The sequence below is a fragment of the Streptomyces sp. NPDC058000 genome (assembly GCF_042886435.1).
Taxonomy (GTDB): Bacteria; Actinomycetota; Actinomycetes; order Streptomycetales; family Streptomycetaceae; genus Streptomyces.
Genome location: NZ_JBHVQS010000009.1, coordinates 170317 through 196362 on the forward strand (window position 1 = coordinate 170317; position 26046 = coordinate 196362).

Consider the following 26046-nt stretch of genomic DNA (forward strand, 5'->3'; position numbering starts at 1 on the left):
CATGGCGCAGTCCGCGGCGGGGTTCAGGCACCGGCCTGGTCCAGGGCGCTCTGGAGCGAACGGATGTAGCCGGCGCTGGTGTAGCTGGCGCCGGACACCGCGTCGATGCCGGCGCTGTGCGCGCTCAGCGCCTCCTGTGTCAGGCGCGGCAGGGCGTAGGTGGCGATCTCACGGTCACGGCCGTTGTCGGACGGGGCCTGGAGCACCTTGACGGCCGTCAGCCGGCCGGCGTTGACGGTGGCGGCGACCTGCACGGTGCCGTAGCGGGTGCTGACCGGGGCACCGGTGTACGTGCCGTTGGCCGGGTGTGTGCCGTGCGGCGGACGGCCGGTGGGCGACGGGGCCGGTGCGGCGCCCCCCTGGGCCAGGTCGCCGGTGAGGCCGGCGGGTTGGTGCGGCTTGAGGGAGAGCAGGAGGACGACCAGTGCGCTGGTCGACGCTGCGGTCAGAACGGCTCGGCGCACGGCGGCTCCTCAGAACTCGAACGATTCGTGGTGGATGTGGTGTGGGGGCACCCCGGCCCCGCGCAGGGCGCGTCGGGCGGCGCTGGTCATGCCGGGCGGACCGCACAGGTACACCTCGTGGGCGGCCAGGTCCGGGATCAGGTGCTTGAGTGCGCGGGCGGTCAACGGCGCGGAGTGCGTGGCCGGTTCGTCGACGAAGTAGTGGACGGGTCTGCCGCGGGCCGCGGCGATGGCATCGAGTTCGGTGCGCAGGGCGAGGTCCTCCGGGCGCCGTGCCCGGTAGATGAGTGTGACGTCGCCGGGGAGGGTTTCGAAGAGCGTGCGCAGGGGGGTGATGCCGACGCCGCCCGCGAGCAGCAGCACCTTGGCCGACCGGCGACGCGCCTCGGTGAAGGCGCCGTAGGGACCTTCGGCCCAGACCCGGGTGCCGGGCCGAAGCCGCGCCAGGGCCGAGCTGTGCCCGCCGGCCTCCTTCACGGTGATGCGCAGATGGTGGGGGAGTGGCGGGGCGGACAGCGAGTAGGGGTTGGCGGTCCACCACAGGCCCGGTGCCAGGAAGCGCCAGCGGAAGAACTGGCCCGGTCGGGCGCCGAGTTCGGTCAGCCGCTCCCCGGTGAGGTGTATCGACACCACGCCCGGGGCCTCCGGGCGAATGTCGGCGACCCGGAGCCGGTGGCGTAGCGACCGCCGTACCGGGACCACGAAGCGGTACCAGAGGATCAGCATCGCCACGGCTCCGTACAGGGCGTACCAGCCGAGTTGGGCGGGTCGCCGGCCCACGAAGTCGGCACCGTTGGAGAGCTGGTGGCCGAAGGCGAGGAAGAGGGCCAGGTAGGTGGCGAAGTGCAGGTAGTGCCAGGTTTCGTAGCTCATCCGGCGTCGGGCGGCGCGTGCCGAGAGGACGCCGGTGCCGACCAGCAGGAGGAAGCCGGCGGTGGCCTTGAGCATGTCCGGGTAGTCGAGGACGAGCGTGGTCGTCTCGTGCAGGACGTCGCTCTGCGAGGTGAGGGTGTAGCCCCAGATGATCAGCAGGACGTGGGTCAGCACCAGCGAGAGGGTGTAGCGCCCGCTCGTGGCGTGCCAGCGCGCGAGGCGATCGGTGCCCAGAGCGTGGTCGAGCAGCGGGACGCGGGCCATCAGCGCGACGAGCACCGCGCAGGCGTAGCCGGCCAGCAGACCGGTGATCCGGCCGGCGCCCGTGAGCCAGCCCGCCGGACCCACCACGGACGCCGTGCCGGTCCACCACAGGGCCAGCACGCCGACCGCCCCCGCCCCGATGGCGCCCTGCGCCAGCAAGGGAGCCGCGGACGCCAGCCGGTGTGGCAGGGCACTGCCGCGGGCACTGCGACGGGTGTGCGAGATGGTGCTCATGGGTCGTTCCTTCCGTGGTCGGCGCCAGCGTCGCAGCGCAACCTCTGAAGACCCTCTGAGCGACGCCCCGCCGCACGATTCACAGGAAACTCAGAGCCGGCTCATACCCGCGCACACCCCCACAGGAGGGATGCTGGAGTGACCATGCACACTCACCGCCCCCCTTCCCCGTTGCACAGCGCCGACGGCTCGCCGGTACGCGTCCTCGTGATCGACGACGAGCCGGACCTCACCGAAGTGCTCTCCGGCGCTCTGGCGGGCGAGGGCTGGGAGGTCCGCAGCGCGGCCGACGGCGCCTCCGCGCTCGCGGTGGCCCGGACCTTCCGCCCGCACGCCGTCGTCCTGGACTGGATGCTGCCCGACACCGACGGTCTCCAGGTGCTGCGCCTGCTGCGCAAGGAACTGAAGACGGTCTGCGTGCTCTTCCTCACCGCACGTGACGCCGTCGAGGACCGGATCGCGGGCATCACCGCAGGTGGCGACGACTACGTGACCAAGCCGTTCAGCCTGGAAGAGGTGCTGGCACGGCTGCGCGGACTGTTGCGCCGGGCCGGTATGGCGCACGAGCCGGAGGGCGACGGCGACCAGCTGGTCGTCGGGGACCTCGTCATGGACGAGGAGGCCCGGGAGGTCGTCCGCGACGGCGAACTGATCGAACTCTCCCGCACCGAGTTCGAGCTGCTCCGCTTCCTGATGCGGAACCCCCGGCGGGTGCTGTCCAAGGCACAGATCCTCGACCGGGTCTGGTCCTACGACTTCGGCGGTCGATCACACGTCGTCGAGCTCTACATCAGCTACCTGCGCAAGAAGATCGACGCCGGCCGGACCCCGATGATCCACACGGTCCGCGGCGTCGGATACGTCCTCAAACCGGAGCACTCGTGAAGCGGCTCCGCCCCCGCACCCTGCGCAGTCAGCTCACCGCGGGTCTGGTCGCGCTCCTGGCGCTGGCCTGCGTGGCGGTCGGCGTCACCACGGTCGTCGCGCTCGAAGGGTTCCTGGTGGGGCGTCTGGACCAGCAGTTGTTCGCCTCCGCCGGCCGGTTCGCGGCGAGCCTGGAACACGAGGCCAGGCCGGACGCCGACAACCAGCCGGACACCCGCGGTCAGTCCGAGGGCACCTTCGGCGCGCGGCTGCTGCGCGGCACCCCGACCCAGGCAGCCGTCGTACGCGACCGGACGGATGCCGCGGTGCCGCTGTCCGCCGACGACCGCAGGGCGCTGGCCGCCCTCCCGGCCGACGGCTCCGGACACGGCATCCGGCTGTCCGCACTGGGCCGGTACCGCGTCAACGCGGTCGTGGGCGACGACCGCGACGTCCTGATCACGGGTCTGCCGCTGCGCCCGGTCGAGGAGACGGTGCACCGGTTGGAGGCGGTCGAGGCGGCGGTGTTCGGCGGGGCCCTCGTGGTGACCGGGGTCCTGGGGGCGCTGTGGGTGCGGCTGTCGCTGCGTCCGTTGCGCCGGGTCACGACCACGGCGGCGAGCGTGGCCGAACTGCCGCTGGCCAGCGGCGAGGTCGCCATGCCGGCACCGGTGCCGGTGGCCGACCCGCGAACCGAGGTCGGGCAGGTCGGCACCGCGCTCAACCGGATGCTCGGTCATGTCGGCAACGCCCTGGAGCGCCGTCACGCGAGCGAGGAACGACTGCGGCACTTCGCCGCCGACGCCAGTCACGAGCTGCGGACCCCGGTGGCCAACGTCCGCGGCCATGCGGAACTCGCCCTCCGGCACAAAGAGCCGGTGCCCGGCGAGGTCCGGCGCTCCCTGGAACGGATCCAGGCGGAGTCCGTGCGGATGAGCCGCCTCGTGGACGATCTGCTGCTGCTCGCCCGCCTCGACGCCGGCCGCGCCCTGGAGCGCAAGCCGGTGGACCTGACGCGACTCGTGCTCGATGCGGCCGACGATGCGCGGGCGGCCGGTCCACGCCACCAGTGGCTGCTCGACCTCCCCGAGACGGTGGTGACCACGACCGGGGACGAACACCGCCTGCACCAGGTCGTCGGCAACCTCCTCGCCAACGCCCGGATGCACACCCCGCCGGGGACCGCCGTGACGGTGCGGTTGGCGGCCGACGACCAGGGGACCCGGCTGACGGTGGCCGACGACGGCCCCGGCGTGCCCGAGGAGGTCCAACACGACATCTTCGGCCGCTTCGTACGGGTCGACCACAGCCGCTCGCGGGCGGCGGGCGGTACCGGACTGGGGCTGGCCATCGTCGAGGCCGTGGTCACCGCGCACGGCGGACGGGTCGTGATGAACAGCCGCCCCGGGCATACCGAATTCACCGTGACCTTCCCTCGGACGACGTTCGGCGCCGACGGCCATTGAGTCGGTAGGCCGTGCGGCGTCGCCGCGTGTCAGTAGACGTCGCGGACGTAGCGTTTGTCTGTGGAGAGGCGCCTGACGTAGGCGGTGGCGTCGTCGTTGTCCAGGCCGCCGTGGGTTGCGGCGATGTCCCTGAGTGCCTGGTCGACGTCTTTGGCCATGCGTCCGGCGTCGCCGCAGACGTAGAAGTGGGCGCCGTCCTGGAGCCACTGCCACAGGCGGGCACCGTTCTCGCGCATCCGGTCCTGGACGTAGACCTTGTTGCGCTGGTCGCGCGAGAAGGCGAGGTCGAGGCGGTCGAGGTGGCCCGATGCCCGGTACGTCTCCAGGTCCTGGCGGTAGTAGAAGTCGGTGGACCGGCGCTGTTCACCGAAGAAGAGCCAGTTGGGGCCGGTGTGACCGCGGGCCCGGCGGTCTTCGAGGAAGCCCACGAAGGGTGCCACACCGGTTCCGGGACCGACCATGATCATGGGGGTGGTGGGGTCGGTGGGCGGGCGGAAGTGCGGTGAGCGCTGCACGAAGACCCGTACCGGGCCGTCGTCCGCACAGTCGGCGAGGTACGTCGAGCAGGTGCCTGTGCGGTCGCGGCCGAGGTCGTTGGTGTAGCGGACGACGGAGACGGTGAGACGGACCTCGCCGGGGTGCGCGAGCGGGCTGGAGGAGATGGAGTACAGGCGGGGCTGGAGGGGCTTGAGTACGGCGGACCATTCCGCGGCGGACGCGCGTACGGGGAACGTGGCGGCGACGTCGGCGGCCTGACGGCCCCAACTCCACCTCGCGAGCGCGTCCTTGTTGTCCGGCCGCAGCAGTCGCTTCAGATCGTGGCTGCCGCTACGGTCCGCTATCCATTTGAGCAGGCCGGTGGTGACGCGGGCGATGTCCAGGCGGGTGCGCAGTGCGTCTTCGAAGGAGAGGTGTCTGCCGTCGCCGAGGCCGACGGGCGCGTTGGGGTCCAGTCCGGTGAGGGCGAGCCATTCGGCGACGAGACCGGCGCCGTTGACCGGCCATACGCCGAGGGCGTCCCCCGCTTCGTAGGCGAGTTCGCCGTCGCGGGTGTCGAAGGCGAACTGCCGTACCTCCTTCTGGGAACCGGGCAGGCTCAGCAGCCTGTTGCCGATGAGCAGGGTGGCGAACGGTGACGCCTTGGTGTAGCCGGCCGGTGCGGGAGCCGGCGGCACGGAGGCGACGACGGGTGCGGGCGCGACGGCCGCGGTGACGACGGGATCGGGGGCGGCAGGCGCGACTCCGCCCGCGGCCCCGGCCGGCCGGTCGTCGCCCGCGACCAGGGCGGTGACCACCTGGCCCAGCCACTGCGCGGCGGCCTCCTCGAAGTCGGGCTCGCAGTCGGTGCGGGCGACGAGCCGACTGGCCCCGAGGGCGTCGAACCGTTCGTCGAGCCGGCGGCCGTGACCGCAGAAGTCGTCGTAGGTGGAGTCGCCGAAGGCGAGCACCGCGTACCGGATTCCCTCCAGCGGTCCGGTGTCCGGGGCGGACAGCGCCTGCCAGAAGTCGGCGCCGTTGTCAGGGGCGTCACCGTCGCCGAAGGTGCTGGTGACGACCAGCAGGTCGGTGTCGGTGCCGGTGGCGAGCTGTCCCGGAGCGAGGTCCGTCATGGAGAGCAGTTCGGGGGTGCGGCCCGCCTCGGTGAGGTGTGCGGCGGCGGTGGCGGCGAACTCCTCGGCGTTGCCGGTCTGCGAGGCCCACAGGATGACCAGGCGACGGGGCGGTACGGCGGCGCCGGCCACCGATGCGGTGGTCCGTGCGGGCCCGGGGGCAGGTGCGGCGGGGGTAGGTGCGGCGGTGGCGGGCGCGGCGGTGCGGGAGAACATGCCGGCGAGGACGCCGTCGACCCACAGTGCGGAGGCGGGGGCGAAGGGCGCGTCCGGCGGCAGTACGGGGACACGCCCGTCGGGCGGGGCCAGGGCGAGACCGGAGAGATAGCCGGAGAGGTAGCGGCGCTCCGGCTCGGCCAGGGGCGCGGGGGCGAGGTCGGTGATGCCGAAGACGCTGGCGAGCGCGTGGACGGGGGAGTCCGCGGGGGCGGGTAGGGCGACCGCGGGCGCCGGTTGCTGCGCGGCGGCCGTCGGGGCGGCTTCGGGCTGTGTGTGGGGGTGGGCCGCCGGGGCGGGTGCGGCTGTCTTGGTGAGGGCGACGGCGCAGACCTTGAACTCGGGTTGGAAGGAGATCGGGTCGACGGCGTCGTTGGTGACGGCGTTGATGCTGAGGTACTCGCCGAACAGGTCGTTCCAGTGGAAGGGGGCGAAGCATGTGCCGGGCCGGACCCGGTCGGTGACCACGGCGGGAAGGACGGCCCGCCCGCGGCGGGAAGCGATCTCCATCTGATCGCCCTCCGCGATCCCCATGGCGTCGGCGTCCTCGGGATGGACTTCCACGAACGGGCCGGGGTTGAGCTTGGCGAGCTTGGCGACCTTGCCGGTCTTGGTCATCGTGTGCCATTGGTGGGGGAGGCGGCCCGTGTTGAGGACGAACGGGTAGTCGTCGTCGGGGAGTTCGGCCGACGGTAGGTGCGGTCGGGCGAAGAACTGAGCGCGTCCGCTCGCGGTCGGGAAGGCCAGGCGGGGGCGCGTGCCGTCCTCGCGCTCCAGCAGGGTCTGGCTGACGCCGTCGTTGAGGTAGCGGATCGGGTTGCGGTCCGATCCTTCGACGCCGGGTGCCGGCCACTGGACCGGTGTGGTGCGCAGCCGCTCGTAGGTGACGCCGCGTAGGTCCCAGCCGGTCTTGGGGTTCCACGCCTGCCTGAGCTCCTCGAACACCTCCTCCGCGGAGGCGTAGGTGAACGCGTCGGCGAAGCCCATCTCGCAGGCCACTCGGGCGATCAGTTGCCAGTCGGGCAGTGCCTGTCCGGGCGGGTCGACGACCCCTTGTACGAGGGTGAGGTTCCGCTCGGAGTTGATCATGATGCCGTCGGACTCCGCCCACAGCGTCGCGGGCAGGACGACATCGGCGTACGCGTTGGTCTCCGTGTCGGCGAAGACGTCCTGCGTGATGACGAGTTCGGCGGCCTCCAGACCGGCGATGACGGTCTTGCGGTTGGCGACCGAGGCGACCGGGTTGGTGCAGATGATCCAGCATGCCTTGATGTCGCCGGCGGCCATCCGCTCGAACATCTCGACGGTGCCGCGCCCGGCCTCGGGACGCAGGGAGCCCTCGGGGATGTTCCACAGGCTCTCGATGAAGGCGCGCTCGGCGGCGACCAGCGCGGAGCGCTGTCCGGGCAGGCCGGGGCCCATGTAGCCCATCTCCCGGCCGCCCATGGCGTTGGGCTGGCCGGTCAGTGAGAAGGGGCCGGCCCCCGGGCGGCAGATGGCGCCGGTGGCGAGGTGCAGATTGACCAGGGCGTTGGTGTTCCAGGTGCCGTGGGTGGACTGGTTCAGGCCCATGGTCCAGCAGCTCATCCACTCACCGGCCTCGCCGATCCACTGTGCGGCCTGCCGGATGTCGTTCTCGGCGAGGCCGGTGAGCTCCGCGACCCGCTCGGGCGGATAGTCCGCGAGGAAGGCAGGTATCTCCTCCCAGCCGTCGGTGAACTCGGCGATGAACTCCTCGTCGGTGTGGCCGTTCGCGACCAGCAGGTGCAACAGGCCGTTCAGCAGGGCGAGGTCGGTGCCGGGCCTGATCTGGAGGAAGAGGTCGGCCTTGTCGGCGGTGGCGCTGCGGCGGGGATCGACGACGATGAGCTTGGCGCCGGCCTTGACCCGGTCCCGCATGCGCAGGAAGAGGATCGGGTGGCAGTCGGCCATGTTGGCGCCGATGACGAAGAACACGTCCGCGCTGTCGAAGTCCTGGTAGGAGCCGGGCGGGCCGTCCGCGCCCAGCGACAGCTTGTAACCGGACCCGGCCGAGGCCATGCACAGCCGCGAGTTCGACTCGACCTGGTGGGTCCGCACGAAGCCCTTGGCCAGCTTGTTCGCCAGGTACTGCGCCTCCAAGGACATCTGCCCGGACACGTAGAAGGACACCGCGTCCGGCCCGTGCTCGTCCAGGACCGCCCGCAGCCGACCGGCGACCGACACGATGGCCTCGTCCACATCCGTCTCGACCGCCTGCGCGCCCCGCTCGGCTCGCACCAGTGCCCGTTCCGCCCGCCCGGGCGCGGCCATCATGTCCGCACTCGTCGCCCCCTTCGTACACAGGCGGCCGAAGTTGGTGGGGTGCGCCTTGTCCCCGGACGCCCTCGCCGCGCGGCGGCGGCCGTCGGCAGCGTCCCGCGCCACGTCCAGCACGATCCCGCAGCCGACCCCGCAGTACGAGCAGACCGTGCGGACACTGCCGTCCTTCGAGCCAGATGCCACCGAAACCCCACCCCGCGGTGTGTGTGCCTTACCGAGCCGGGACCGTCCCGCCGGTGGCGAGCAGCCCCATGACCAGCACCGTAGAAAGATCGAATTTCCGGCCCGTCACGCGACAGGAGCGTCTGGGGTTACGCCCCACGCACACGCCGCAACAGGGCCGTGTGAGGCGAGCGGCCCCGCGCGGCGTCTTACCCCGAGTTCCTCCCGAGCTGCGACCAACCCCTCGACCCGTCGCACTGTCCGTCACATCCGTGCGCCACGCCGTCCCACCCACGGCCCGAACCCTTCCCGCTACGCCCACCAACCGCCCCGGGCGACCGCCACCGACCGCGCCGCACTCCTGGACCTGGTGCCGACTGTCACTACCTCCAACATCCCATTCCCGCCTGCATCGCAATTTGGGTGATTGGCCAAGCAATTGGCAGGTGATTGTTGAATCCGCACCGCAGATGCAGGATGGGCATGTACAGGCACCGGTGTGAAGGAGGCGGGTCGGGTGGCCGACAGCGGATACGAAGGCGGGGACCGCACATGGTTGTTGGGCCTCGACTCCGTCTGGACCGCATCCCGCACCGGCCGACGCCGCGTTCCGGCAGAGCGCAGAGCCGCGCCCGCACCCGGCTGCGAACGATCCGATGGCGGCCGGGAACGGCTCCCACTCCGCTCATAGCACCGTCACAGGCCCGTGCGCGCCGACCGGCACACAACCGGGAGCGCGCGGGCTCTTCTTCCCCTGATCCTGCTCACGAGGCGAGGTAAGGCCCCATGACCACACGAACCCAGGACGGCAGCGCCGGCGACGTCGACTACGGCGCGATCGGCTCCGGATACGCCTCCTTCCGCCGGCCGGACGTGCGGATCGCCCGCTTCATCGCCGAGACCCTGGGCGACTCCCGGACGGTGCTCAACGTCGGCGCCGGCGCCGGCTCCTACGAGAGCGCGGCGCGTGAAGTGACGGCGGTCGAGCCCTCGGAATCGATGCGCGCCCAGCGGCCCACACAGCTCGCCCTGGCGATCGACGCCGTCGCCGAGGACCTGCCCTTCGCCGACGGGGAGTTCGACGGGGCGATGACGCTGTTCAGCGTGCACCAGTGGTCCGACGCCGAGGCCGGCCTGCGCGAGATGCGGCGCGTGACCCGCGGGCCGGTCGTCCTCCTCACCTGCGATCCCAACGTGGTACGGGAATTCTGGCTTTACCGGTACGCGCCCGAGGTCCTCGATACCGAGGCCCGCCGCTACCCGCCCATCGAGCAGCTGACCGCCGCCCTGGGCGGCACCAGCACGATCCAGACCGTGCCCATCCCCCTGGACTGCACGGACGGCTTCAACGAGGCGTACTACGGCCGTCCCGAGATGCTGCTCGACCCGGCGGCCCGCCAGGCGTGTTCGGCCTGGAGCTTCGTCGACGACCGCGTTCGCGAACACTTCGACGCCACCCTGCGCCACGACCTGAACTCCGGTGCCTGGGACGAAGAATTCGGCCACCTGCGCAAGCAGCCGACGTACGCAGGATCGCTCGTCATCGTACGTGCGACCCCGTAAGCCGAGGAGGAACAGCGCCACGGCAGTACCCGGCGGCCCGGAGAAGAACGCTGCGGGCCGGATTCACCCTTTCACTCGGCTGGCCCGGGACTCCAGGTAGCGCCGCTCGGCGATGCTGGCGGTGGACTTCGCGGCGCGCCGGTAGAGCTCGTACGCCCCGGTCGTGTCGCCGGTCTTCTCCAGCAGATGCGCCCGTACGGACAGCAGCCGGTGATGCCCGGCCATCCGCCCGTCACTGTCCAAGGTGGCCAGCAGGGCCAGGCCGGCCGGCGGGCCCTCGGTCTCGGCGAGTGCGATGGCCCGGTTGAGGGTGACCATCGGGTTGGGCGCGATCCGTTCCAGGATCAAGTAAAGGGCGTGCACCTGCGGCCAGTTGGTCTCCCCGGCCGTGGCCGCGTCGGCGTGCGTGGCGGCGATGGCAGCCTGGAGCTGGTAGGGCCCCAGCTCCGGACCGGCCAGCGACGCCTTGACTAACTCCAGCCCCTCGTCGATCAGTCCGCGGTCCCACTTCGTACGGTCCTGCTCGTCGAGCGGCACCAGGTCGCCGGCCGTCGTCGTCCGTGCCTCCCGGCGGGCGTGGGTCAACAGCATCAGCGCGAGCAGCCCGGTCACCTCGCCGTCCTCGGGCAGCTGCGCGTGCACCATCCTCGCCAGCCGGATCGCCTCGTTCGCGAGGTCGGCGCGGTGCAGTTCGCTGCCCGACGAGGCGGTGTAGCCCTCGTTGAAGATCAGGTAGAGCACGTGCAGGACGACCCGTAGCCGCTCCTCGCGCTCCGCCCCGTCCGGCAGGCCGAACGAGCTGCCGGCGGCCCTGATGCGCTGCTTGGCCCGGCTGATCCTGGCCGCCATGGTGGCCTCCGGCACCAGGAACGCGCGGGCGATCTCGGCCGTGGTCAGGCCGCCGACGGCCCGCAGCGTCAGGGCGGTCTGGGAGGCCGCGGTCAGCGTCGGATGGCAGCACAGGAACAGCAGGACGAGTGTGTCGTCGGTGTCCGGTACGTCCTCGGGCACCACCTCGGTGGCCGTCGCCCACTCCCGCTCGCGGCGCGCGTGGTCACTGCGCTGCTGGTCGATGAGCCGCCGGGAGGCGACGGTCACCAGCCAGCCGCGCGGGTTGTTCGGCACTCCCTCGGCCGGCCACTGCACTGTGGCGGCGAGGACGGCCTCCTGTACCGCGTCCTCACACCCTTCGAACTGGCCGTGCCGACGGACCAACGTGCCGAGGACCTGCGGCGCGAGCTCATGCAGCAGGTCCTCGATGACTCCTGGCGCTGTCATGCCTCCAAGTGTCCCTCGGCGAACATCACCTGCCGCACCTCGACGCCCAGACCCTCGATCGCGGTGTCCGGGATCTGCGCCGCGAGATCGATCGCCCGCTCCTTGTTCTCGCAGTCGACCAGGTAGAAGCCGCCCAGGTACTCCTTGGACTCCAGGAAGGGCCCGTCGGTCACCACCGGCTGGCCGTTGCGTACGGACACCACGGCGGCCTGTGACGGGTCGACCAGCGCCTGCGTGGTGATCAGCTCACCGGACTCCTTCAGCGCCGCCATGAACGCGGCGTGGCCCTCGCCGATCGCCGCCTTCTCCTCGTCGGTCAGCGCGTCCAACACGGCCGGGTTGATGTGCAGGCTGATCAGGAACTTCATCTCGTACTCCTCGTGGATCGCGAGCCCCGGCGGGGGCCTTCGACCAGTTGGTCGGAGCCGCCGCCGCCGTCTTGACATCCCCACCGGAACTTTCGCATGAGCTTTTACTGTCGCGTCCGTCGCGTCCGTCGCGTCCGTCGCGTCCGTCGCGTCCGTCGCGTCCGCGCGTCGGTCCGGGCCGTATTGAGGGTCCCGGACTCATTCTCAAGTTCAAACCACCTGAGGGCAGCTCCTTGGTGCCCGGGGGACTGTCTCGGTACCCGCCGGGGCCGTGCGTCCTTGTGCGTGCGACGGTCACAGGTACCGGGCCAGGAACTGGACGGCCAAGCTGGTGGCGGACACCACCAGCCACAGGCAGCCCCCGAGCAGCAGGGGTGCGGCGCCGGCTCGGCGCAGCTTGGAGGGTTCGGTGGACAGGCCGATCGCGGACAGGGCGACGGTGATCAGGAAGCCTGCGAGCGTGTTGAGCGGGCCGTGGGCGGCGGACGGGACGAATCCGACGGTGTTCACGGCCGCCAGGACGAGGAAGCCGGCGAGGAACCACGGCACCAGCCGGCCGACGCGCACCGGGCCGGGAAGTCCCTGCCCCACACCAGCTGTGCCGGCGTCGGCCGTCCGCGCGCGGCGGCGGGCGAGGGCGGCGAGGCCGAGGCAGATCGGGATGATCAGCAGCGTGCGGGCGAGCTTGACCACCACTGCGTAGTCGGCCGCCGGGCTGCCATAGGTGGTGGCGGCGGCGACGACCGACGACATGTCGTTGACCGCGGTGCCGGCGAACAGGCCGAAGGCGTGCTGGCCCATTCCCAGCAGATGCCCGAGGACGGGGAAGGCCAGCACCGCGGCGATGTTGAAGACGAAGATGGTGGAGACGGCGTAGGCCACCTCCGCCTCGGCCGCGCCGATGACCGGCGTGACCGCGGCGATCGCGGAGGCGCCGCAGATGCCGGTGCCCACACCGATCAGGGTGCGCAGGTCGCGGACGACACCAAGGCGGCGTCCGATGCCGTACGCCGCCGCCAGGCAGGCTGCGAGGGTCACGATCATCACCGGCAGCGAGCTGACACCGACCCGCAGCACCTGGCCCAGGGACAGTTGCGCGCCCAGTACCACCACCGCGGTCTGGAGCACTCCGCGTCCGGCGAAGGCGATGCCGGGCCGCATCCGTTCGCCGGGCCGCACCAGGACCGCCACCAGTACCCCGAGCACGATTCCGCTCACCGGCCCGCCGACGACGGGGACCAGCCGGCCCAGGGCGGTCGCGACGAGGGCGACTGCGACGGCGAGGGCGAGCCCGGGCAGCCGGTCGGCGAGGGCGGTGCCGGGCTTTCCGGCGGGGGCAAGGCGGGGTGGGCGGGCGGTCCTTGACCGGGAGAGGCTGGTGTCCTTCATGATCACCACTCTGGGCGGCCCCACGCTCGCCCTGTAGCCCCTGATCGAGCAGGAGCTCATAGCCGAGGCGTATGACCTGGTCATACGCTGGGGCTGTGACAGACTCCTCCGTGCCGGATCGCCGTACCGTTCGCCTCGCCCTGCGCACGCCTGACCTGGAGTCGCTGCGGCTCCTCGTCCTCGTGGCCGACCTGGGGAGCCTGGGTCGCGCGGCCGAGCGGCTGCGGATCTCCCAACCGTCCGCCAGCCGCAGGCTGTCGACGCTGGAGCGCGGGCTGGGACTGGTGCTGGTCGACCGGACCCGACGCGGCTCCCGACTGACGCTGGCCGGGCAGGTCGTCACGGGACACGCCCGGTGTGTCCTGGACGAGCTGGACGAGCTGCTCACCGGCGCCGGCAAGCTGCGCGATCGGCGGGAGGCCGAACTGCGCGTCGCGGCGAGCCTGACCATCGCGGAGTACCTGCTGCCGGCCTGGATCAGCGAACTGCGAGGCCGCCGGCCGGAGCTGTACATCGGGTTGCAGGTGACCAACAGCGAGCACGTGCCCGAGCTGGTCGAATCAGGCGAGGCCGACATCGGGTTCATCGAGGGACCGCACCTGCCCCGCGTGATGTCCACGCGGCAGGTGGCCGAGGACCGGCTCGTCGTCGTGGTCGACCCCGGTCACCCGTGGGCGCGGCGACGCGAGCCGCTGTCGGCGCGGGAACTGTCCCGTACGCCGCTGGTGCTGCGGGAGAGCGGTTCCGGCACGCGGCAGACCCTGGACCGCGCCCTGCATCTGGCCGGCTGTGAACGTGCCCGCCCCTTGGTCGAGCTCGGTTCGACGGCCGCCGTGCGCGGTGCGGTGATCGCCGGCACCGGGCCGTCCGTCCTGAGCGAGCTGGCCGTCCGCGGGGACATCGCCGAGGGTCGGCTGACCGGCGTCGACGTGGCGGGTGTCGACCTCACCCGCGAACTGCGCGCGATCTGGCCCACCGGGCGGCGCCTGGTGGGACCGGCGGCCGAACTGGTAACGGTGGCCAGGCGGGAGGCCACCGTCTGACGGCCTGCCCACGCGAGGGCCCGACGGACGGCGGCGCCCGCCTCGCCGTGCCCGCCGCAGGCTCTCCGTACGCCCCGACTGTCGGCCGGCAGGCCGCCGGGGACCAGCAGCCCGTGTTCGGCGACGAGTTTGGCCAGCGGGCGGCCCCGCGGTGGGTGGGTGCCGCGGCCCGCGGCTGGGCCCCGTACGGTCAGACGCTCGGCATCCAGCCGACGTATCCGTACCTGGATAGCCAAGTCGTCCGCACTGCCTTCGCGCAGGCGGCCCGGGGCCAGACCGCCACGGTGATCGCCGATCCGCACCAACTGATCGTCATGTGCCGGCGGTTGACTGGGCAGAACCCGGGCCGGAGGAATCCCCAGCGCTGACTGCGAAGGTTGTCTCCGCCCAGGCACTGTCCGAGCCCGCTGGTAGCGTGCCGTATCGGGCCAAGAAGATCATGAGAGGGCAGCAGCTGTGCAGGAAGTGACGCGCCACGAGGTGAACGGACGGCGCATATCCGAGGCGCTCGACGACATCAGCCAGCGGACCCGGCGGCGGTGGCACGGGATGCGCTACGACGACCCGTCCCCGGAGAAGTTGCAGGAGATGTGCGACGAGCTCCTCGACCACGTCGCCGCCCGCACCCTGGAGGACCTCGCGCTTGACGAGCCAGCGCACACGGCCCTGCGGACCGCGGCGGAATGCTCCCTGGGGGCTCTGAGCATCGGCTGCTTCCCCGACGGCGACCAGGAGATCGGCTTCCCGCTCATCGGCGAGCAGCTCAGCAGCGAGGACATCGCCTTCGGCGACGTACTTGAGCAGGCTCCCACGGCCGGGGATTGGGCCGGCACGTTCGCGATATGCCTGGTCGGCGACCTGGTGCGGGAATGGCAGCGGGTGATCGGTCTGCTGTTGCGGGAGTTCGCGGAGGAGATCCGCGACGGCCTGCCGTGCTCGCAGCTGAACTCGACATCGGATCCGGCGGACCTTGCAGCGATGGACGCACTGTGCGGCTACTTGACCGAGGCGCCCGGGCACCTGCCCCACGACTGGCCCACCATGCCCCTGTGCAAGCCGGATGCCGATGAGCGCGCCGAGGCGGCCCGACGACTGGACACAGCCGGCCCCCTGACACCGGACCAGCGCCTCCTTCGCGTGCTCCTCGACGACGACCAACACGCTTTCGAGCAGGTTCTCGTGGCGCGGCTCCGCGAGCACCGGGAGAGCGTGGGATCCGATCCCGCCCCCAGGAGTCTGCTGCCGCTCGGTGCCCTTGCGCTGGCTGCTCTCGCGGTTCAGGTGCACGGGTGGGAGTTGGGCGTCCAGTCCGGCTATCTGCCGCACGGCCTGTTGGGTTCCCCGGAGGCACTGCGGCGACCGGCGGACGCCGGCGTGAATGACCTGGGCTAGGGGACACGCCGCCTTCCCCGCGGCCTGGCGGTCCGTCTGCCCGATCACGTGGTCCGCGAGGTTGTGGCCGACAGAGAGCACGGCCCACACCGAGCCGAACGTCGCCAGGGTGGCCGTCGGGTCGATGGAAGCCAACAGGGTGCGGCCGACCGGCTGGGGGCCTCCGGGCGCACCGGTCGGGGTCGCGTTCCGCCCTTCTATCTCCAACCTGCGTTGTTCGTAGAATGGCTGGGTGGAGAACATCGACGCGATCGCGGCGTTGCAGGATCCGGTGCGGCGCCGCTTGTACGAGTACGTGGCGGCGCAGGGCCGCGAGGTCGGCCGCAACGAGGCCGCCGAGGCGGCCGGGGTGGCGCGCACGCTCGCGGCGCACCATCTGGACAGGCTGGTCGAGGTCGGGCTGCTGGAAAGCGGTAGCCGCCGCCTGACGGGCCGCTCGGGGCCGGGGGCGGGTCGTCCCGCCAAGGTGTACACGCGGGCGCGGGGCGAGCGGACGGTGTCGCTGCCGGCCCGTGACTACCGCACCGCCGCCGAGTTGCTCGCTGAGGCCGCCGAGCAGGCCGGGTTGGATGCCGGGCTCTGCGCGGCCGCGCGTCGCAGGGGTGAGGCCCTACGCGGCTCGGCGGCGCCCTGCGGCGGTCTCGAAGAGGCCATGGAGATGCTCGCCGCCCGCGGTTACGAACCGCACCTGGAAGACACCACAGGCGCCGCAGACGCTGAAGACACCGCAGACGCCGCAGACACCGAAGACGCCAAGGGGGCGTCCGGGGTGGCCGCCCGCGTAGTCCGTATGCGCAACTGTCCCTTCCATGCCGTCGCCGAACGCTTCCCGCCGCTGGTCTGCGGCATGAATCTCGCGCTGCTGGAAGGGCTGCTCGGCGCGGACGGTCCCGTTCGCGCCCGCATGGACGCCAGGCCGGGGGAGTGCTGTGTGGTGGTCGAGGCTTCTAAAAACAATCATCATTGACATAGAAAAGCGGACCGTGCTGGGATGAGGCCATGACCGCATCCACGCATGCCGCCCACCTCGCCCAGCTCAACGTCGCCACGCTCCATCACCCCCTCGACGACCCGCGCATTGCGCCGTTCGTCGAGCTGCTCAACCCGGTCAACGCCGCCGCCGATGATGCGCCCGGCTTCGTGTGGCGGTTCGCGGAGGAGGGGGAGGCCGACGCCACCGGCCTGCGCCCGGCGGGCGAGAACGTCATCGTCACCATGTCGGTGTGGGAGACCTCGGAAGCCCTGTGGGAATTCACCTACCGCAGCGGGCACCTGGAGGCGATGCAGCGGCGCCGCGAATGGTTCGCGCGGCACGTCGAGGCGCACCTGGTGCTCTGGTGGGTCCCCGCCGGTCACCTGCCGACCGTCGACGAGGGCCTGGAGCGGCTGGCGGACCTGCGGGCGCACGGGCCGTCCCCCCGCGCGTTCACCTTCGCCTCCGCCCACACCGCCGACGAGGCCACCCAGCACCTTCAGGCCGTGTCGCCGGCACAGCCGGAGCAGGCCGCCCGGAGCGGCCGGCCGTCGCCGGCCGGGGACGCGGCGGCGGTGTAGGGCAGGGACACCCGGTCCAACAGGGCGACGGCATCGGTCTCCCCGATCGCCACGATCCACGCGACACGATCCATGCGACCAACCGGCTCGGCGCCATCCTCCACAACCAGGGAAACCCCGCCGTGGCGGACGGGAGGGAATTCCGTCCGTACCGGTGTCAAGAAGCTCTCGACCGCTCCGACCAAGGGGCGATACGTCGAGAGATCTGGGAGTTGCGAAGATGCGAGTCAACCGGGCATGGCTGGGACTGATCGTCCTGATGCTGCCGACACTGCTGGTCGCGATGGACATGACGGCGTTGCTCCTCGCACTCCCACAGCTGAGCGCCGACCTGGGTGCCACCAACGTCCAGCAGCTGTGGATCAGCGACAGTTACGGACTCATGGTGGCCGGCCTGGTCATCACGATGGGCACGCTCGGCGACCGGATCGGCCGCCGACGGCTGCTGATGATCGGCGGGGCGGCGTTCGCGGTGCTGTCGGTGGTGGCCGCCTTCGCGGTCAGCCCGCTGATGCTGATCGTCGCGCGGGCGCTGCTGGGCGTCGCCGGTGCGACCCTGATGCCCTCCACACTCGCCTTGCTCACCAACATGTTCCGCGACGAACGGCAGCGCGGGCGGGCCATCGCGATCTGGGCGACCTGCCAGTTCACCGGCGGCGCGCTCGGACCCGTACTCGCCGGATTCCTGCTCCAGCACTTCTGGTGGGGATCGGTGTTCCTGGCCGCGGTGCCGGCGATGGCGTTGCTGCTGTGTGCCGGGCCGGTCCTGCTGCCGGAGTTCCGCAGCGACCAGGCGGGCCGGCTGGACCCGGCCAGCGTCGGGCTGTCGCTCGTGGCGGTGCTGGCGATGGTCTACGGCATCAAGCAGTTGACCGTCGAGAGCGCGCCGGTCGTGCCGGCGGTGGCCCTCGTCGTCGGCGCGGCCCTCGGCTTCCTGTTCGTCCGCCGGCAACTGCGGTTGGCGACGCCGCTGCTGGACCTGCGGCTGCTGCGCAACCGCCCGTTCACGGCGGTACTCGTCGGACTGGTCTTCGCCGGCATCGCCATGGCCGGTACGGGCCTGGTGGTGACCCAGTACCTACAGAGCGTGCTGGGCTTCTCGCCGGTCGCGTCGGCGGTGCTGTTCGCACCGATGGGCCTGGGCGTGGCGGTCGGCACCCTGGGCGCGCCGGCGCTCGCCCGGCGGATGCAGCCGACGACCGCGATCGCCGGCGGGCTGGTGGGGTCGGCGCTGGGCAGCCTGCTGCTGGTCGGCGTCGCCGGTGCGAGCGCCCTCCCGATGGTGATGACCGGCATCGCCGTACTGGCGCTGGGTACCGGCCCGCTGTTCGCGCTGGGCACCGGGCTGATCGTCGGGTCCGTACCGCCGGAGCGCGCCGGTTCGGCTGCGTCGATGTCGGAGACCGGCAACTACTTCGGCGGTTCGCTCGGCTTCGGGCTGCTCGGCGTGGTGGCCGCGGTGGTCTACCGCAGCCGGATGGGTGGCACGTCCGACTCGCTGGCCGGCGCAGTCGCCGCCAGCCAGCACCTCCCCGCCGGCCGGGGCGCGGAACTGCTGCACACCGCGCGGGCCGCGTTCACCGCCAGCCTGCACGTCATCGGCGTCGCCGCCGCGGTCATCTTCGCCGGGCTGGCCGTACTGATCCTGATCATGCGCCCGACAACCCGGACCGCCCCGCCCGCAGTCCTCGACTACGAAACGACCCGCGCGTAGCACGCCGATACCCGCCCTGCCTGCCCTGCCTGGCCGTACCTGGCCCCACTGCTCGCCGAGCCCCCGCGGATGTCCGACCGCACACCGCACGTACGAGGCGCCTTTGCGGTAGCGGTGGTTGTCACATCCGCGGGCCCGGCGGTGTCTTCATGGCGGACAGGCAAGCAGGCCAACGTGCAGGGAGAGAACATCATGGCGCTACGCGTTCCGAAGGCGGAGCTTCCCACCGGGCTCACGGAGAGCATGATCGAGCAGCTCGGTGCCGTGCCCGAACCCGTCGAGGTGACGTGGCACAGCCCCGAAGTCGCCCAGGACAACCTGGAGTTCGGGGCCAGGGTGAGCGAGTGGGCCGCGGTCGACGAGAGCCTCAAGTCGTTCGCGCACATGGCCGTCGCGGCGCAGGTCGGGTGCAGTTGGTGCCTCGACACCGGCTACTTCCAGGCGCAGAACCAGAAGCTGGACCTCGCCAAGGCGAGCCAGGTGCCGCGGTGGCGGGAGTCGGAGGTGTTCACGGTGCTGGAGCGGGAGGTACTGGAGTATGCCGAGGCGATGACGAACACGCCGCCGACCGTTACCGACGAGCTGTCGGCGCGCTTGCTCGACCGGCTCGGCCCGGCGGCAATGGTCGAACTCACCGCCTTCATCGCCTTCGTCAACCTGGCGACCAGGAACAACGCGGCGCTCGGGATCGAGTCGCAGGGCTTCTCCGCTGCCTGCGAGATTCCGCTGGCCGCGCGCCCTGAGAACTCCGGCCCGGCGTCGACGGCATGACCGAGGACCCGTTCGGAATGCCCGAGGACCCGTTCGACCCGGTCAAGGACCCGTTCGTCGCCCGTCGCAGTCTGCTGTTCACGGTCGCCTACGAGATGCTCGGGTCGGCGGCCGACGCGGAGGACGTGGTGCAGGAGTCGTGGCTGCGGTGGGCCGACGCCGACCGCTCGCAGGTGCGTGACCCGCGGGCGTATCTCGTCCGGGTCGTCACCCGGCAAGCGCTCAACCGGCTGCGAACGTTGTCCCGCAGCCGCGAGGAGTATGTGGGGGAGTGGCTGCCGGAACCGCTGCTGACCAGCCCTGATGTCGCCGAGGACGTTGAACTCGCGGAGAGTGTCTCGATCGCGATGCTGACCGTGTTGGAAACGCTCGGGCCGGCGGAGCGGGCGGTGTTCGTGCTCCGAGAGGTGTTCGCGATGCCGTACGGCGAGATCGCCGAGGCCGTGGGAAAGTCCGCGGCGACGGTGCGGCAGATCGCGCGGCGCTCGCGCGAGCATGTGGCGGCTCGACGGCCGCGTGCGCGGGTGAGCCGGTCGGAGCAGCAGGCCGTGGTGGAGCGGTTCCTGGCCGCCTTGCGCACCGGGCAGTTGCAGCCCGCTACCGGCGTGGCGTCGTGGGTGTTCCGGACGGTGAGAACCGCCCGGAACACCCACGAGCGCCCGGCAACGGCCTATCCGTCGGACTGAAGCGACATCTGGAGCCGCAGAGTCGTGGGTTCGCGGAAGGGTGGGTTCGCGACATCGTGGGACCGCGGTATGTCTCGTGCTTTTCCGGCAAGGAAGTGTGGAAGCCGGTGCCGGGGCCCGGACCGTGGATTATCTTTCCCCCGTGGACCAGTTGATCTCCTCAGACCCGACGCACATAGGCCCGTACCGACTGATCGCCCGTCTGGGGGCCGGCGGTATGGGCCTGGTCTACCTGGGTCGTTCCGAGGCCGGGCGGACCGTTGCGGTCAAGGTCGTCCAGGCCGAGCACGCACAGCATCCGGAGTTCCGTCGGCGCTTCGCCCGCGAGGTGGCGGCGGCCCGGAAGGTGGGCGGCTCCTGGACGGCGGCCGTGCTCGACGCCGACACCGAGGCCGCGGTGCCCTGGGTGGCCACCCAGTACATCCCGGGGCCCGACCTGACCACCGTGGTCGCACACGACTTCGGGCCGCTACCCGAGAACTCCGTGCGGGTGCTGGCCAACCGCCTCGCCCTCGCCCTCCAGGCGGTGCACGAGGCGGGCCTGATCCATCGGGACCTCAAGCCGTCCAACGTACTGGTCACCGTCGACGGACCGCGCGTGATCGACTTCGGGATCGCCCGGGCCATGGACAGCCTCGCCGGGGACAGCCTGCACACCCGCACCGGCATGCTGATCGGCTCCCCCGGCTTCATGTCGCCCGAGCAGGTACGCGGCCTCGAACTCACCCCGGCCAGCGACGTGTTCTGCCTGGGCGCCGTCCTCGTCTACGCCGCCACCGGACGCCTCCTCTTCGGCGCCACCGAGACCGGCCTGAACGCCCACCTCTTCCGGATCGCCGAGGAGGAGCCGGACCTGACCGGCGTACCGGAACCGCTACTTGCTCTCGTACGCCAGTGCCTCGACAAGGACCCGGCCGGGCGGCCCACCCTCCAACAGGTCGCGGCCCGCACGGCGGCGGACACGGAAGCCGACGCGGAGGGGGAGTGGCTGCCGGGCGCGGTACTGGCCCAACTCGGCCGTCACGCCGCCAAGCTGCTGGACTACGCCCCGGAGACGACCGTCGGCACGCCCGGTGCAACTCCCGTCCCCGACACACCCCCGCCGCCCGCGTACGCGCCCACGGCCCCGGCGGGCCTGGTCCCCCCGCAGGGATTCGGACCACCCCCGGGCATGGCCCCCCACGCCTGGCCGACACCTCCCTTCCCGCCCCACCCGCAGGATTCTCCGCTCCCGCACCCCAAGCGTTGGTGGGGCCTGGTGGTGGTCGCCCTCGTGCAGCTGCTCGTCCTGCTCGATGCGACGTCCCTGCGCATGGCGCTGCCGTCCATCATGGTCGAGCTGCACGTACGCGCCGACGACCTGAATTCGCTCTTCACCGGGTACGAACTCGCCTTCGTCGGGCTGCTATTGCTCGGTGGGCACCTCGCGGATCTGGCGGGCCGCAAACGGATGGTGATCATCGGCCTGGCCGGTTTCGCGGTGGCCGCCGCGATCGGCGGGTCGGCCCCCACGCCCGGCGTCCTGGCCTGGGCCCGCGCCCTACAGGGCGTCTTCGCCGCGCTGCTGACGCCGGCTGCACTGGGCCTGGTGACGGCCAACTTCACCGACCCGAAGGCACGTGGCAGGGCTTTCGGGGTCTACGCCACGATCGCCGCCGGCGGCTCGGCGGTGGGCCTGCTCACCGGCGGTTGGCTGCTCGTCAACTTGAGCTGGCGCTGGTGCCTGTACGCCACCGTCCCTCTCGCCCTGATCACCCTGCTCGGTGCCGCCACCCTGGTGCACGACCGCCCGGTCCGCACCGGCCCCCGCCTGGACGCGCCGGGCCTGGTGTTCGGCACCGGCGGGCTCCTCGCCCTCGTCTACGGCTTCCAGGAGACGAGCCCGCGCGGCTGGACCGACGTCCTGGTGCTGGCCCTGTTCGCGGTCGGCGTCGTCCTGCTCCTGGCCTTCGGGTGGTGGCAGGTCGCTACCGCCACCGCACTCCTCCCGTCGTACGCCATCAAGGACCGCAACCGCATCGGCTCCTTCCTCACCTTGTTCCTGGCCGGCGTGGGCACGCTCGCCCTCTTCCCGACCCTGACGGCGTACCTGGAGAACTTCGGCGGCTACTCCCCGTTCGGCACCGCCATGGCCGTCCTGCCCACGGTCGCCGCGATCGTCATCGGCTCCACCCAGGTTTCCGCCCGTCTGCTGCACCGCACATCGCCGCGCAACCTGATCGTGCCGGGCCTGCTGCTCACCGCGCTCGGCCTGCTGCTCCTGACCTTCCTCACACCCGACAGCGGATACGCCACCCTGCTCCTGCCCGGCATGCTCCTCGCCGGCCTCGGCCTCGGCATGGCCCTCATGCCGCTCTACTCCATCGCGACGGCCGGCCTCGCCGCGCCGGACTCCGGCGGGGGAGCGGCAGTGACCAGCACGGCCAACCAGGTAGGTGGGGTGCTTGGCACGGTGCTGTTCAGCAGCGTCCTGTCCTCGGCCATCGCCGCCCGACTGCAGGCGGTACCCGGGCTCCCACCGGCCATCGCCAGTGCGGCCCGGAGTGGCGGCATCCTCGGCGGGCGTGGGCTTCCGCCACAGCTCGCGGCGGTCATCAACAAGGCAGCACTCAGCGGCTACAGCGTCGCCCTGTGGTGCTCGATCGGCATCACGTTGCTCGCGGGCCTGGTCGCGGCGCTGCTCGTCAGGTCCACCGACCCGGCCACCCCCCAGCTCACCGGACCGCCCCTCCCGAGCTACGACCAGCAGGCCACCCGCTGATCCCGCGCCCTCCTGATGGGACCCCGTCGCCGCACACGTACATTTGGGCACGTACCCATCAGGAGGATGGCCTTCATGAACCCCTTGGCAGCCGCCGCCGAACAGCGCCTTGCCGCACATCGGCGACGCTTCGACGCCGCCTTCGAGACGTACTTCACGCGCCTGGGGGAGACCTTCGACGTCCCACCGCAGGGCCGCTTCACGCCCCAATGCCTGGAACTGCTACGGGACTTGTCCCTGCGTGGCGGTAAGCGGCTGCGTGTGGTCCTGCTGTACGAGGCGGCCCGCCTGGTGACCACCGAGGACGTACCCGGCCTCACGGAGGCCGCGCTCAGCATCGAACTGCTCCAGACACACGGGCTCATCCATGACGACGTCATCGACGACTCGCCCGTGCGCCGCGGTGGCCCCTCGACCTACTACGCCTACCGCAGCGCGTTCCCCGACCACGAGCGCACCGCCCTGGGCCTGACCGTGCTGGCCGGGGACCTCGCCGCGTTCCTGTCGCTGCGGGTGCTGCTGGAGGCGGACGTCCCCGCCCCGCTGCGACAGGCCATGCTCGACGTACAGGCCCGTGCGGCCACCGACGCGATCGCCGGCCAGATCCTCGACCTGGAGCGGGACTTCGAGGACCTGCCGGACGAAGAGCTCCTGCACGCCGTCACCGAGTACAAGTCCACCCGGTACTCCGTCCTGGCCCCGCTGCGCCTGGGACTCCTCGCCGCGGGCGAGGACCTCGAACGTCACGACGCACGCCTGCGCCGCTACGCCACCCTGGTGGGAATCTGCGGGCAGCTGCGCGACGACTACCTCGACCTCTTCGGCGACGACGCGGCCCTGAGCAAGCCCCCGGGCGGCGACCTCCGCGCGGGCCGCCGCACCTACGCCCTCCGCGCGATCCTGGACCGGGCCGATGCGGCTGACCGGGCCGTCGTGGAAGCCGTTCTGGGCGACCCCAACTGCACCCCCGACAGCGTCGAACGCGTCCGGAACATCGCCCGCCGTCAGGGCACCGACGTCCGACTCCGCGCCGACCTGAGCCGCTATGCCGAGCGTGCCGCCACCGAGGCGTCAGGCTGGGGCGAGTGGTGGCGAGAGGAGGCCGTCGGACTGTTCACGCACCTGCCGCTGCGCATGGCTCGGGTGGCCACGGCCGGTGACGAGGACGCGAACTCGCAACGCTGAGCCGGGCGGGCCCGCTGTCACAACGTCAGCCACCGCGCGCCATCCAGGTGGTGCACCTCGCTCCCAGGCGGCTGTTCGACCGCCGGTGTTCATCGCAGGGTGAGCGGGGTCTCGGATTCGACGCGGGTCAGCTTTTCCGGGTTGCGGACGTAGTAGAGGCCGGTGATGCGGGCGTCCTCGACACGGATCGCCAGGACGCCGTCGATCTCACCGTCCAGGCGTAGGACGAGCGCAGGGTTGCCGTTGACCATGGTGGGGACAGTGGTGAGCGTGGCTTCGGCCTTGTGGGTGCCGCCGATGATGAAGCGGGCCACCTTGTCGGCGCTGACGATCGGCCGCTGCGCGGCCTGCTTGATGCCGCCCCCGTCGCTCATGAGGACGACCTCGGGAGTCAGCGTGTCGAGGAGGCCCTGTAGGTCGCGGCGCCGTCCAGGTCCGTTGACCGTCGACGGCCCACAGTCGAGTCCCAAAGGCGAGTCCCACAGTCGACGGTCCAACGGTCGGCAGTCGGCAGTCGACCGGATCGGCCACGATGCCTGGCTACGCTGTCCGTTCAGCGACGGCCGGCGCCTCGGCGCGCTTGGCCTGTAGCAGTTGCTGGCGCTTGGCATCCTTGGCCCACCAGGTGCGCGCACCGGGCTTGCGCGCCTCGTACGCCAGCTGCCAGACGATGCTCTTGCAGACGACCTCCTTCAGCTTCGCGCCCGTGCGGCCGCCAAGGTGGAGCCGCTTCACGGTGTCGTCCTTGTGGGCGAACTGGAAGAAGCCGAAGCGACGCCCCAGACTGATGCACTGGCCGGCGAACCCCACGTCGATGGGCGCGGGCCGCTCACCCGCTATCCGGCTGAGCACCGTCTCGGCGGCCTGCGGGCCCAGCTGAACCGCGGCCTGGCAGCTCATCCGGAACGGCAGGTCAGACGGTGCCGCCGAATCCCCGGCCGCGACAACACGTACGTCGTCCACGCTCGTCAACGTCTCGTCCGTGCGCAGCCGGCCCACGGCATCGGTGCTCAACCCGCTGCGCGCGGCCAGGTCCGGCACCCCGAAGCCGACAGTCCAGATGGTCACCTCACTCGGCAGCGTACGGCCGTCACCGAGCCGCACGACATCGCGCGTCACAGCCGTCACCTTCGTGCCGGAGCCCTCGACCACGGTCACCCCGAGCCCGGCCAGCCGCCTGGCAACCGAACGCCGACCCCGGGGGTGCAGATACGGGCCAAGTACCCCACCACAGACCAGAGTTACGGTCCGGCCTCCCTCCGCCAGCTCGGCGGCGGTCTCGATACCGGTCGGACCGGCTCCGACGACCGTCACCGCGGCCGTTGCCGGCGCGGCCTCAACGGCTGCCCGCAGCCGCTCCGCCTCCTCCAGGTCGGCGATCGGGTAGGCGAACTCGGCCGCTCCGGGCACGCTCGGGTCGGTGCTGCCACTGCCCACCGCGTAGATCACGTAGTCGTAGCCGACCGTGCCGCCGCTCGCCAACGTCACGCTGCGCTCGGCCGCGTCGATCCGTGCCGCGCTGTCGACCACCAGCCGGACGCCCTTGGCCAGGACCTTTCGGTAGTCGACGACCGCGTCGTCGGACCCGCCCACCAGTTGGTGCAGCCGGATCCGCTCGACGAAGTTCGGGCGCGGGTTGATCAGCGTCACGGTCACGTCGTCGCGCTGCGTCAGGCGATTGGCCGCCATGACGCCGGCGTATCCGCCGCCGATCACGACGACATCGGTGGTGTTCGCGGTCATGGTGTCTCCTCCGATTCCAGGGGTTCGCCCTCAAGACACCGCGCGACCGCTCATTGTGACAACGTGTGAGCCACCTCACTCCACGGGTGTGCTCGAACCGGAGCAGCCGCCCCCCGCAGGCGGTTGTCCACTTCCCGGGTGCCGG

Annotated in this window: 19 protein-coding genes and 2 pseudogenes; 13 read left to right on the top strand and 8 right to left on the bottom strand. The window is 71.5% G+C overall.

What is annotated here, in order from left to right; translation table 11 throughout:
• Window positions 1-23: 23 nt before the first annotated feature.
• Window positions 24-464, bottom strand: coding sequence for an FMN-binding protein (locus ACFVT2_RS12555; protein ID WP_390015833.1), 441 nt, complete (start codon window positions 462-464; stop codon window positions 24-26).
• Between the two features lie 9 nt (window positions 465-473).
• Window positions 474-1835: a ferric reductase-like transmembrane domain-containing protein gene (locus ACFVT2_RS12560; protein ID WP_390015836.1), complete on the bottom strand. Its 1362-nt coding sequence runs from the start codon at window positions 1833-1835 to the stop codon at window positions 474-476.
• 144 nt (window positions 1836-1979) lie between these two features.
• Here ACFVT2_RS12560 and ACFVT2_RS12565 point away from each other — a divergent pair, with 144 nt between their 5' ends.
• Both ACFVT2_RS12565 and ACFVT2_RS12570 read left to right on the top strand, forming a co-directional pair.
• The gene (locus ACFVT2_RS12565; protein ID WP_390015839.1) at window positions 1980-2720 is read left to right on the top strand and encodes a response regulator transcription factor; all 741 of its coding nucleotides are present in this window, start codon (window positions 1980-1982) and stop codon (window positions 2718-2720) included.
• Entirely contained in the window at window positions 2717-4165 is a 1449-nt protein-coding gene (locus tag ACFVT2_RS12570) for a sensor histidine kinase (protein WP_390015841.1), read from the top strand. Before ACFVT2_RS12565 ends, ACFVT2_RS12570 begins: the two co-directional genes overlap by 4 nt.
• Before the next feature lie 29 nt (window positions 4166-4194).
• On the opposite strand, the gene ACFVT2_RS12575 is transcribed toward ACFVT2_RS12570, so the two are convergent.
• A complete protein-coding gene (locus ACFVT2_RS12575; RefSeq protein WP_390015844.1) occupies window positions 4195-8475 on the bottom strand; it encodes a molybdopterin-dependent oxidoreductase in 4281 nt (1426 codons plus the stop codon).
• 765 nt (window positions 8476-9240) lie between these two features.
• On the opposite strand from ACFVT2_RS12575, the gene ACFVT2_RS12580 reads away from it, so the two are divergent.
• Window positions 9241-10017, top strand: a complete 777-nt coding sequence (locus ACFVT2_RS12580) for a class I SAM-dependent methyltransferase (RefSeq protein ID WP_390015847.1) — start codon at window positions 9241-9243, stop codon at window positions 10015-10017.
• A gap of 63 nt (window positions 10018-10080) precedes the next feature.
• Here ACFVT2_RS12580 and ACFVT2_RS12585 read toward each other — a convergent pair whose 3' ends face one another.
• From ACFVT2_RS12585 to ACFVT2_RS12595, 3 genes are all read right to left on the bottom strand, one after another.
• A complete protein-coding gene (locus tag ACFVT2_RS12585) occupies window positions 10081-11295 on the bottom strand; it encodes an RNA polymerase sigma factor (RefSeq protein ID WP_390015851.1) in 1215 nt (404 codons plus the stop codon).
• Window positions 11292-11663 (bottom strand): YciI family protein, encoded by a 372-nt coding sequence (locus ACFVT2_RS12590; protein WP_390015854.1) that lies wholly within the window; start codon window positions 11661-11663, stop codon window positions 11292-11294. The genes ACFVT2_RS12585 and ACFVT2_RS12590 overlap by 4 nt, the downstream gene beginning before the upstream one ends.
• A gap of 294 nt (window positions 11664-11957) precedes the next feature.
• Window positions 11958-13052 (bottom strand): YeiH family protein, encoded by a 1095-nt coding sequence (locus tag ACFVT2_RS12595; RefSeq protein ID WP_390015856.1) that lies wholly within the window; start codon window positions 13050-13052, stop codon window positions 11958-11960.
• A gap of 95 nt (window positions 13053-13147) precedes the next feature.
• Here ACFVT2_RS12595 and ACFVT2_RS12600 point away from each other — a divergent pair, with 95 nt between their 5' ends.
• From ACFVT2_RS12600 to ACFVT2_RS12645, 10 genes and pseudogenes are all read left to right on the top strand, one after another.
• The gene (locus tag ACFVT2_RS12600; protein WP_390015859.1) at window positions 13148-14095 is read left to right on the top strand and encodes a LysR substrate-binding domain-containing protein; all 948 of its coding nucleotides are present in this window, start codon (window positions 13148-13150) and stop codon (window positions 14093-14095) included.
• Between the two features lie 113 nt (window positions 14096-14208).
• On the top strand, window positions 14209-14463 hold the full coding sequence (locus ACFVT2_RS12605) for a hypothetical protein (protein WP_390015862.1): 255 nt from the start codon (window positions 14209-14211) through the stop codon (window positions 14461-14463).
• Between the two features lie 88 nt (window positions 14464-14551).
• Window positions 14552-15487: an immunity 49 family protein gene (locus ACFVT2_RS12610; protein WP_390015864.1), complete on the top strand. Its 936-nt coding sequence runs from the start codon at window positions 14552-14554 to the stop codon at window positions 15485-15487.
• Between the two features lie 232 nt (window positions 15488-15719).
• A complete protein-coding gene (locus ACFVT2_RS12615) occupies window positions 15720-16454 on the top strand; it encodes a helix-turn-helix transcriptional regulator (protein WP_390015866.1) in 735 nt (244 codons plus the stop codon).
• Window positions 16455-16486: 32 nt separating this feature from the next.
• Window positions 16487-17041: a DUF3291 domain-containing protein gene (locus ACFVT2_RS12620; RefSeq protein ID WP_390015868.1), complete on the top strand. Its 555-nt coding sequence runs from the start codon at window positions 16487-16489 to the stop codon at window positions 17039-17041.
• A 220-nt stretch (window positions 17042-17261) separates the two neighbouring features.
• Window positions 17262-18755 carry an MFS transporter gene (locus ACFVT2_RS12625; protein ID WP_390015870.1) on the top strand — a complete coding sequence of 498 codons (1494 nt, stop codon included), beginning with the start codon at window positions 17262-17264 and terminating at the stop codon, window positions 18753-18755.
• Window positions 18756-18947: 192 nt separating this feature from the next.
• On the top strand, window positions 18948-19526 hold the full coding sequence (locus tag ACFVT2_RS12630) for a carboxymuconolactone decarboxylase family protein (protein WP_390015872.1): 579 nt from the start codon (window positions 18948-18950) through the stop codon (window positions 19524-19526).
• Window positions 19527-19543: 17 nt separating this feature from the next.
• Window positions 19544-20119: pseudogene (locus ACFVT2_RS12635) on the top strand (sigma-70 family RNA polymerase sigma factor); the annotation flags it as partial.
• A gap of 235 nt (window positions 20120-20354) precedes the next feature.
• The gene (locus ACFVT2_RS12640; RefSeq protein WP_390015875.1) at window positions 20355-22973 is read left to right on the top strand and encodes an MDR family MFS transporter; all 2619 of its coding nucleotides are present in this window, start codon (window positions 20355-20357) and stop codon (window positions 22971-22973) included.
• Window positions 22974-23048: 75 nt separating this feature from the next.
• Window positions 23049-24158 carry a polyprenyl synthetase family protein gene (locus ACFVT2_RS12645; RefSeq protein ID WP_390015878.1) on the top strand — a complete coding sequence of 370 codons (1110 nt, stop codon included), beginning with the start codon at window positions 23049-23051 and terminating at the stop codon, window positions 24156-24158.
• Window positions 24159-24247: 89 nt separating this feature from the next.
• Here ACFVT2_RS12645 and ACFVT2_RS12650 read toward each other — a convergent pair.
• Together ACFVT2_RS12650 and ACFVT2_RS12655 are read right to left on the bottom strand one after the other, a co-directional pair.
• Window positions 24248-24577, bottom strand: a pseudogene (locus tag ACFVT2_RS12650) (RNA polymerase subunit sigma-24); the annotation flags it as partial.
• A gap of 121 nt (window positions 24578-24698) precedes the next feature.
• On the bottom strand, window positions 24699-25901 hold the full coding sequence (locus ACFVT2_RS12655; protein ID WP_390015880.1) for an NAD(P)/FAD-dependent oxidoreductase: 1203 nt from the start codon (window positions 25899-25901) through the stop codon (window positions 24699-24701).
• Between the last annotated feature and the right edge of the window lie 145 nt (window positions 25902-26046).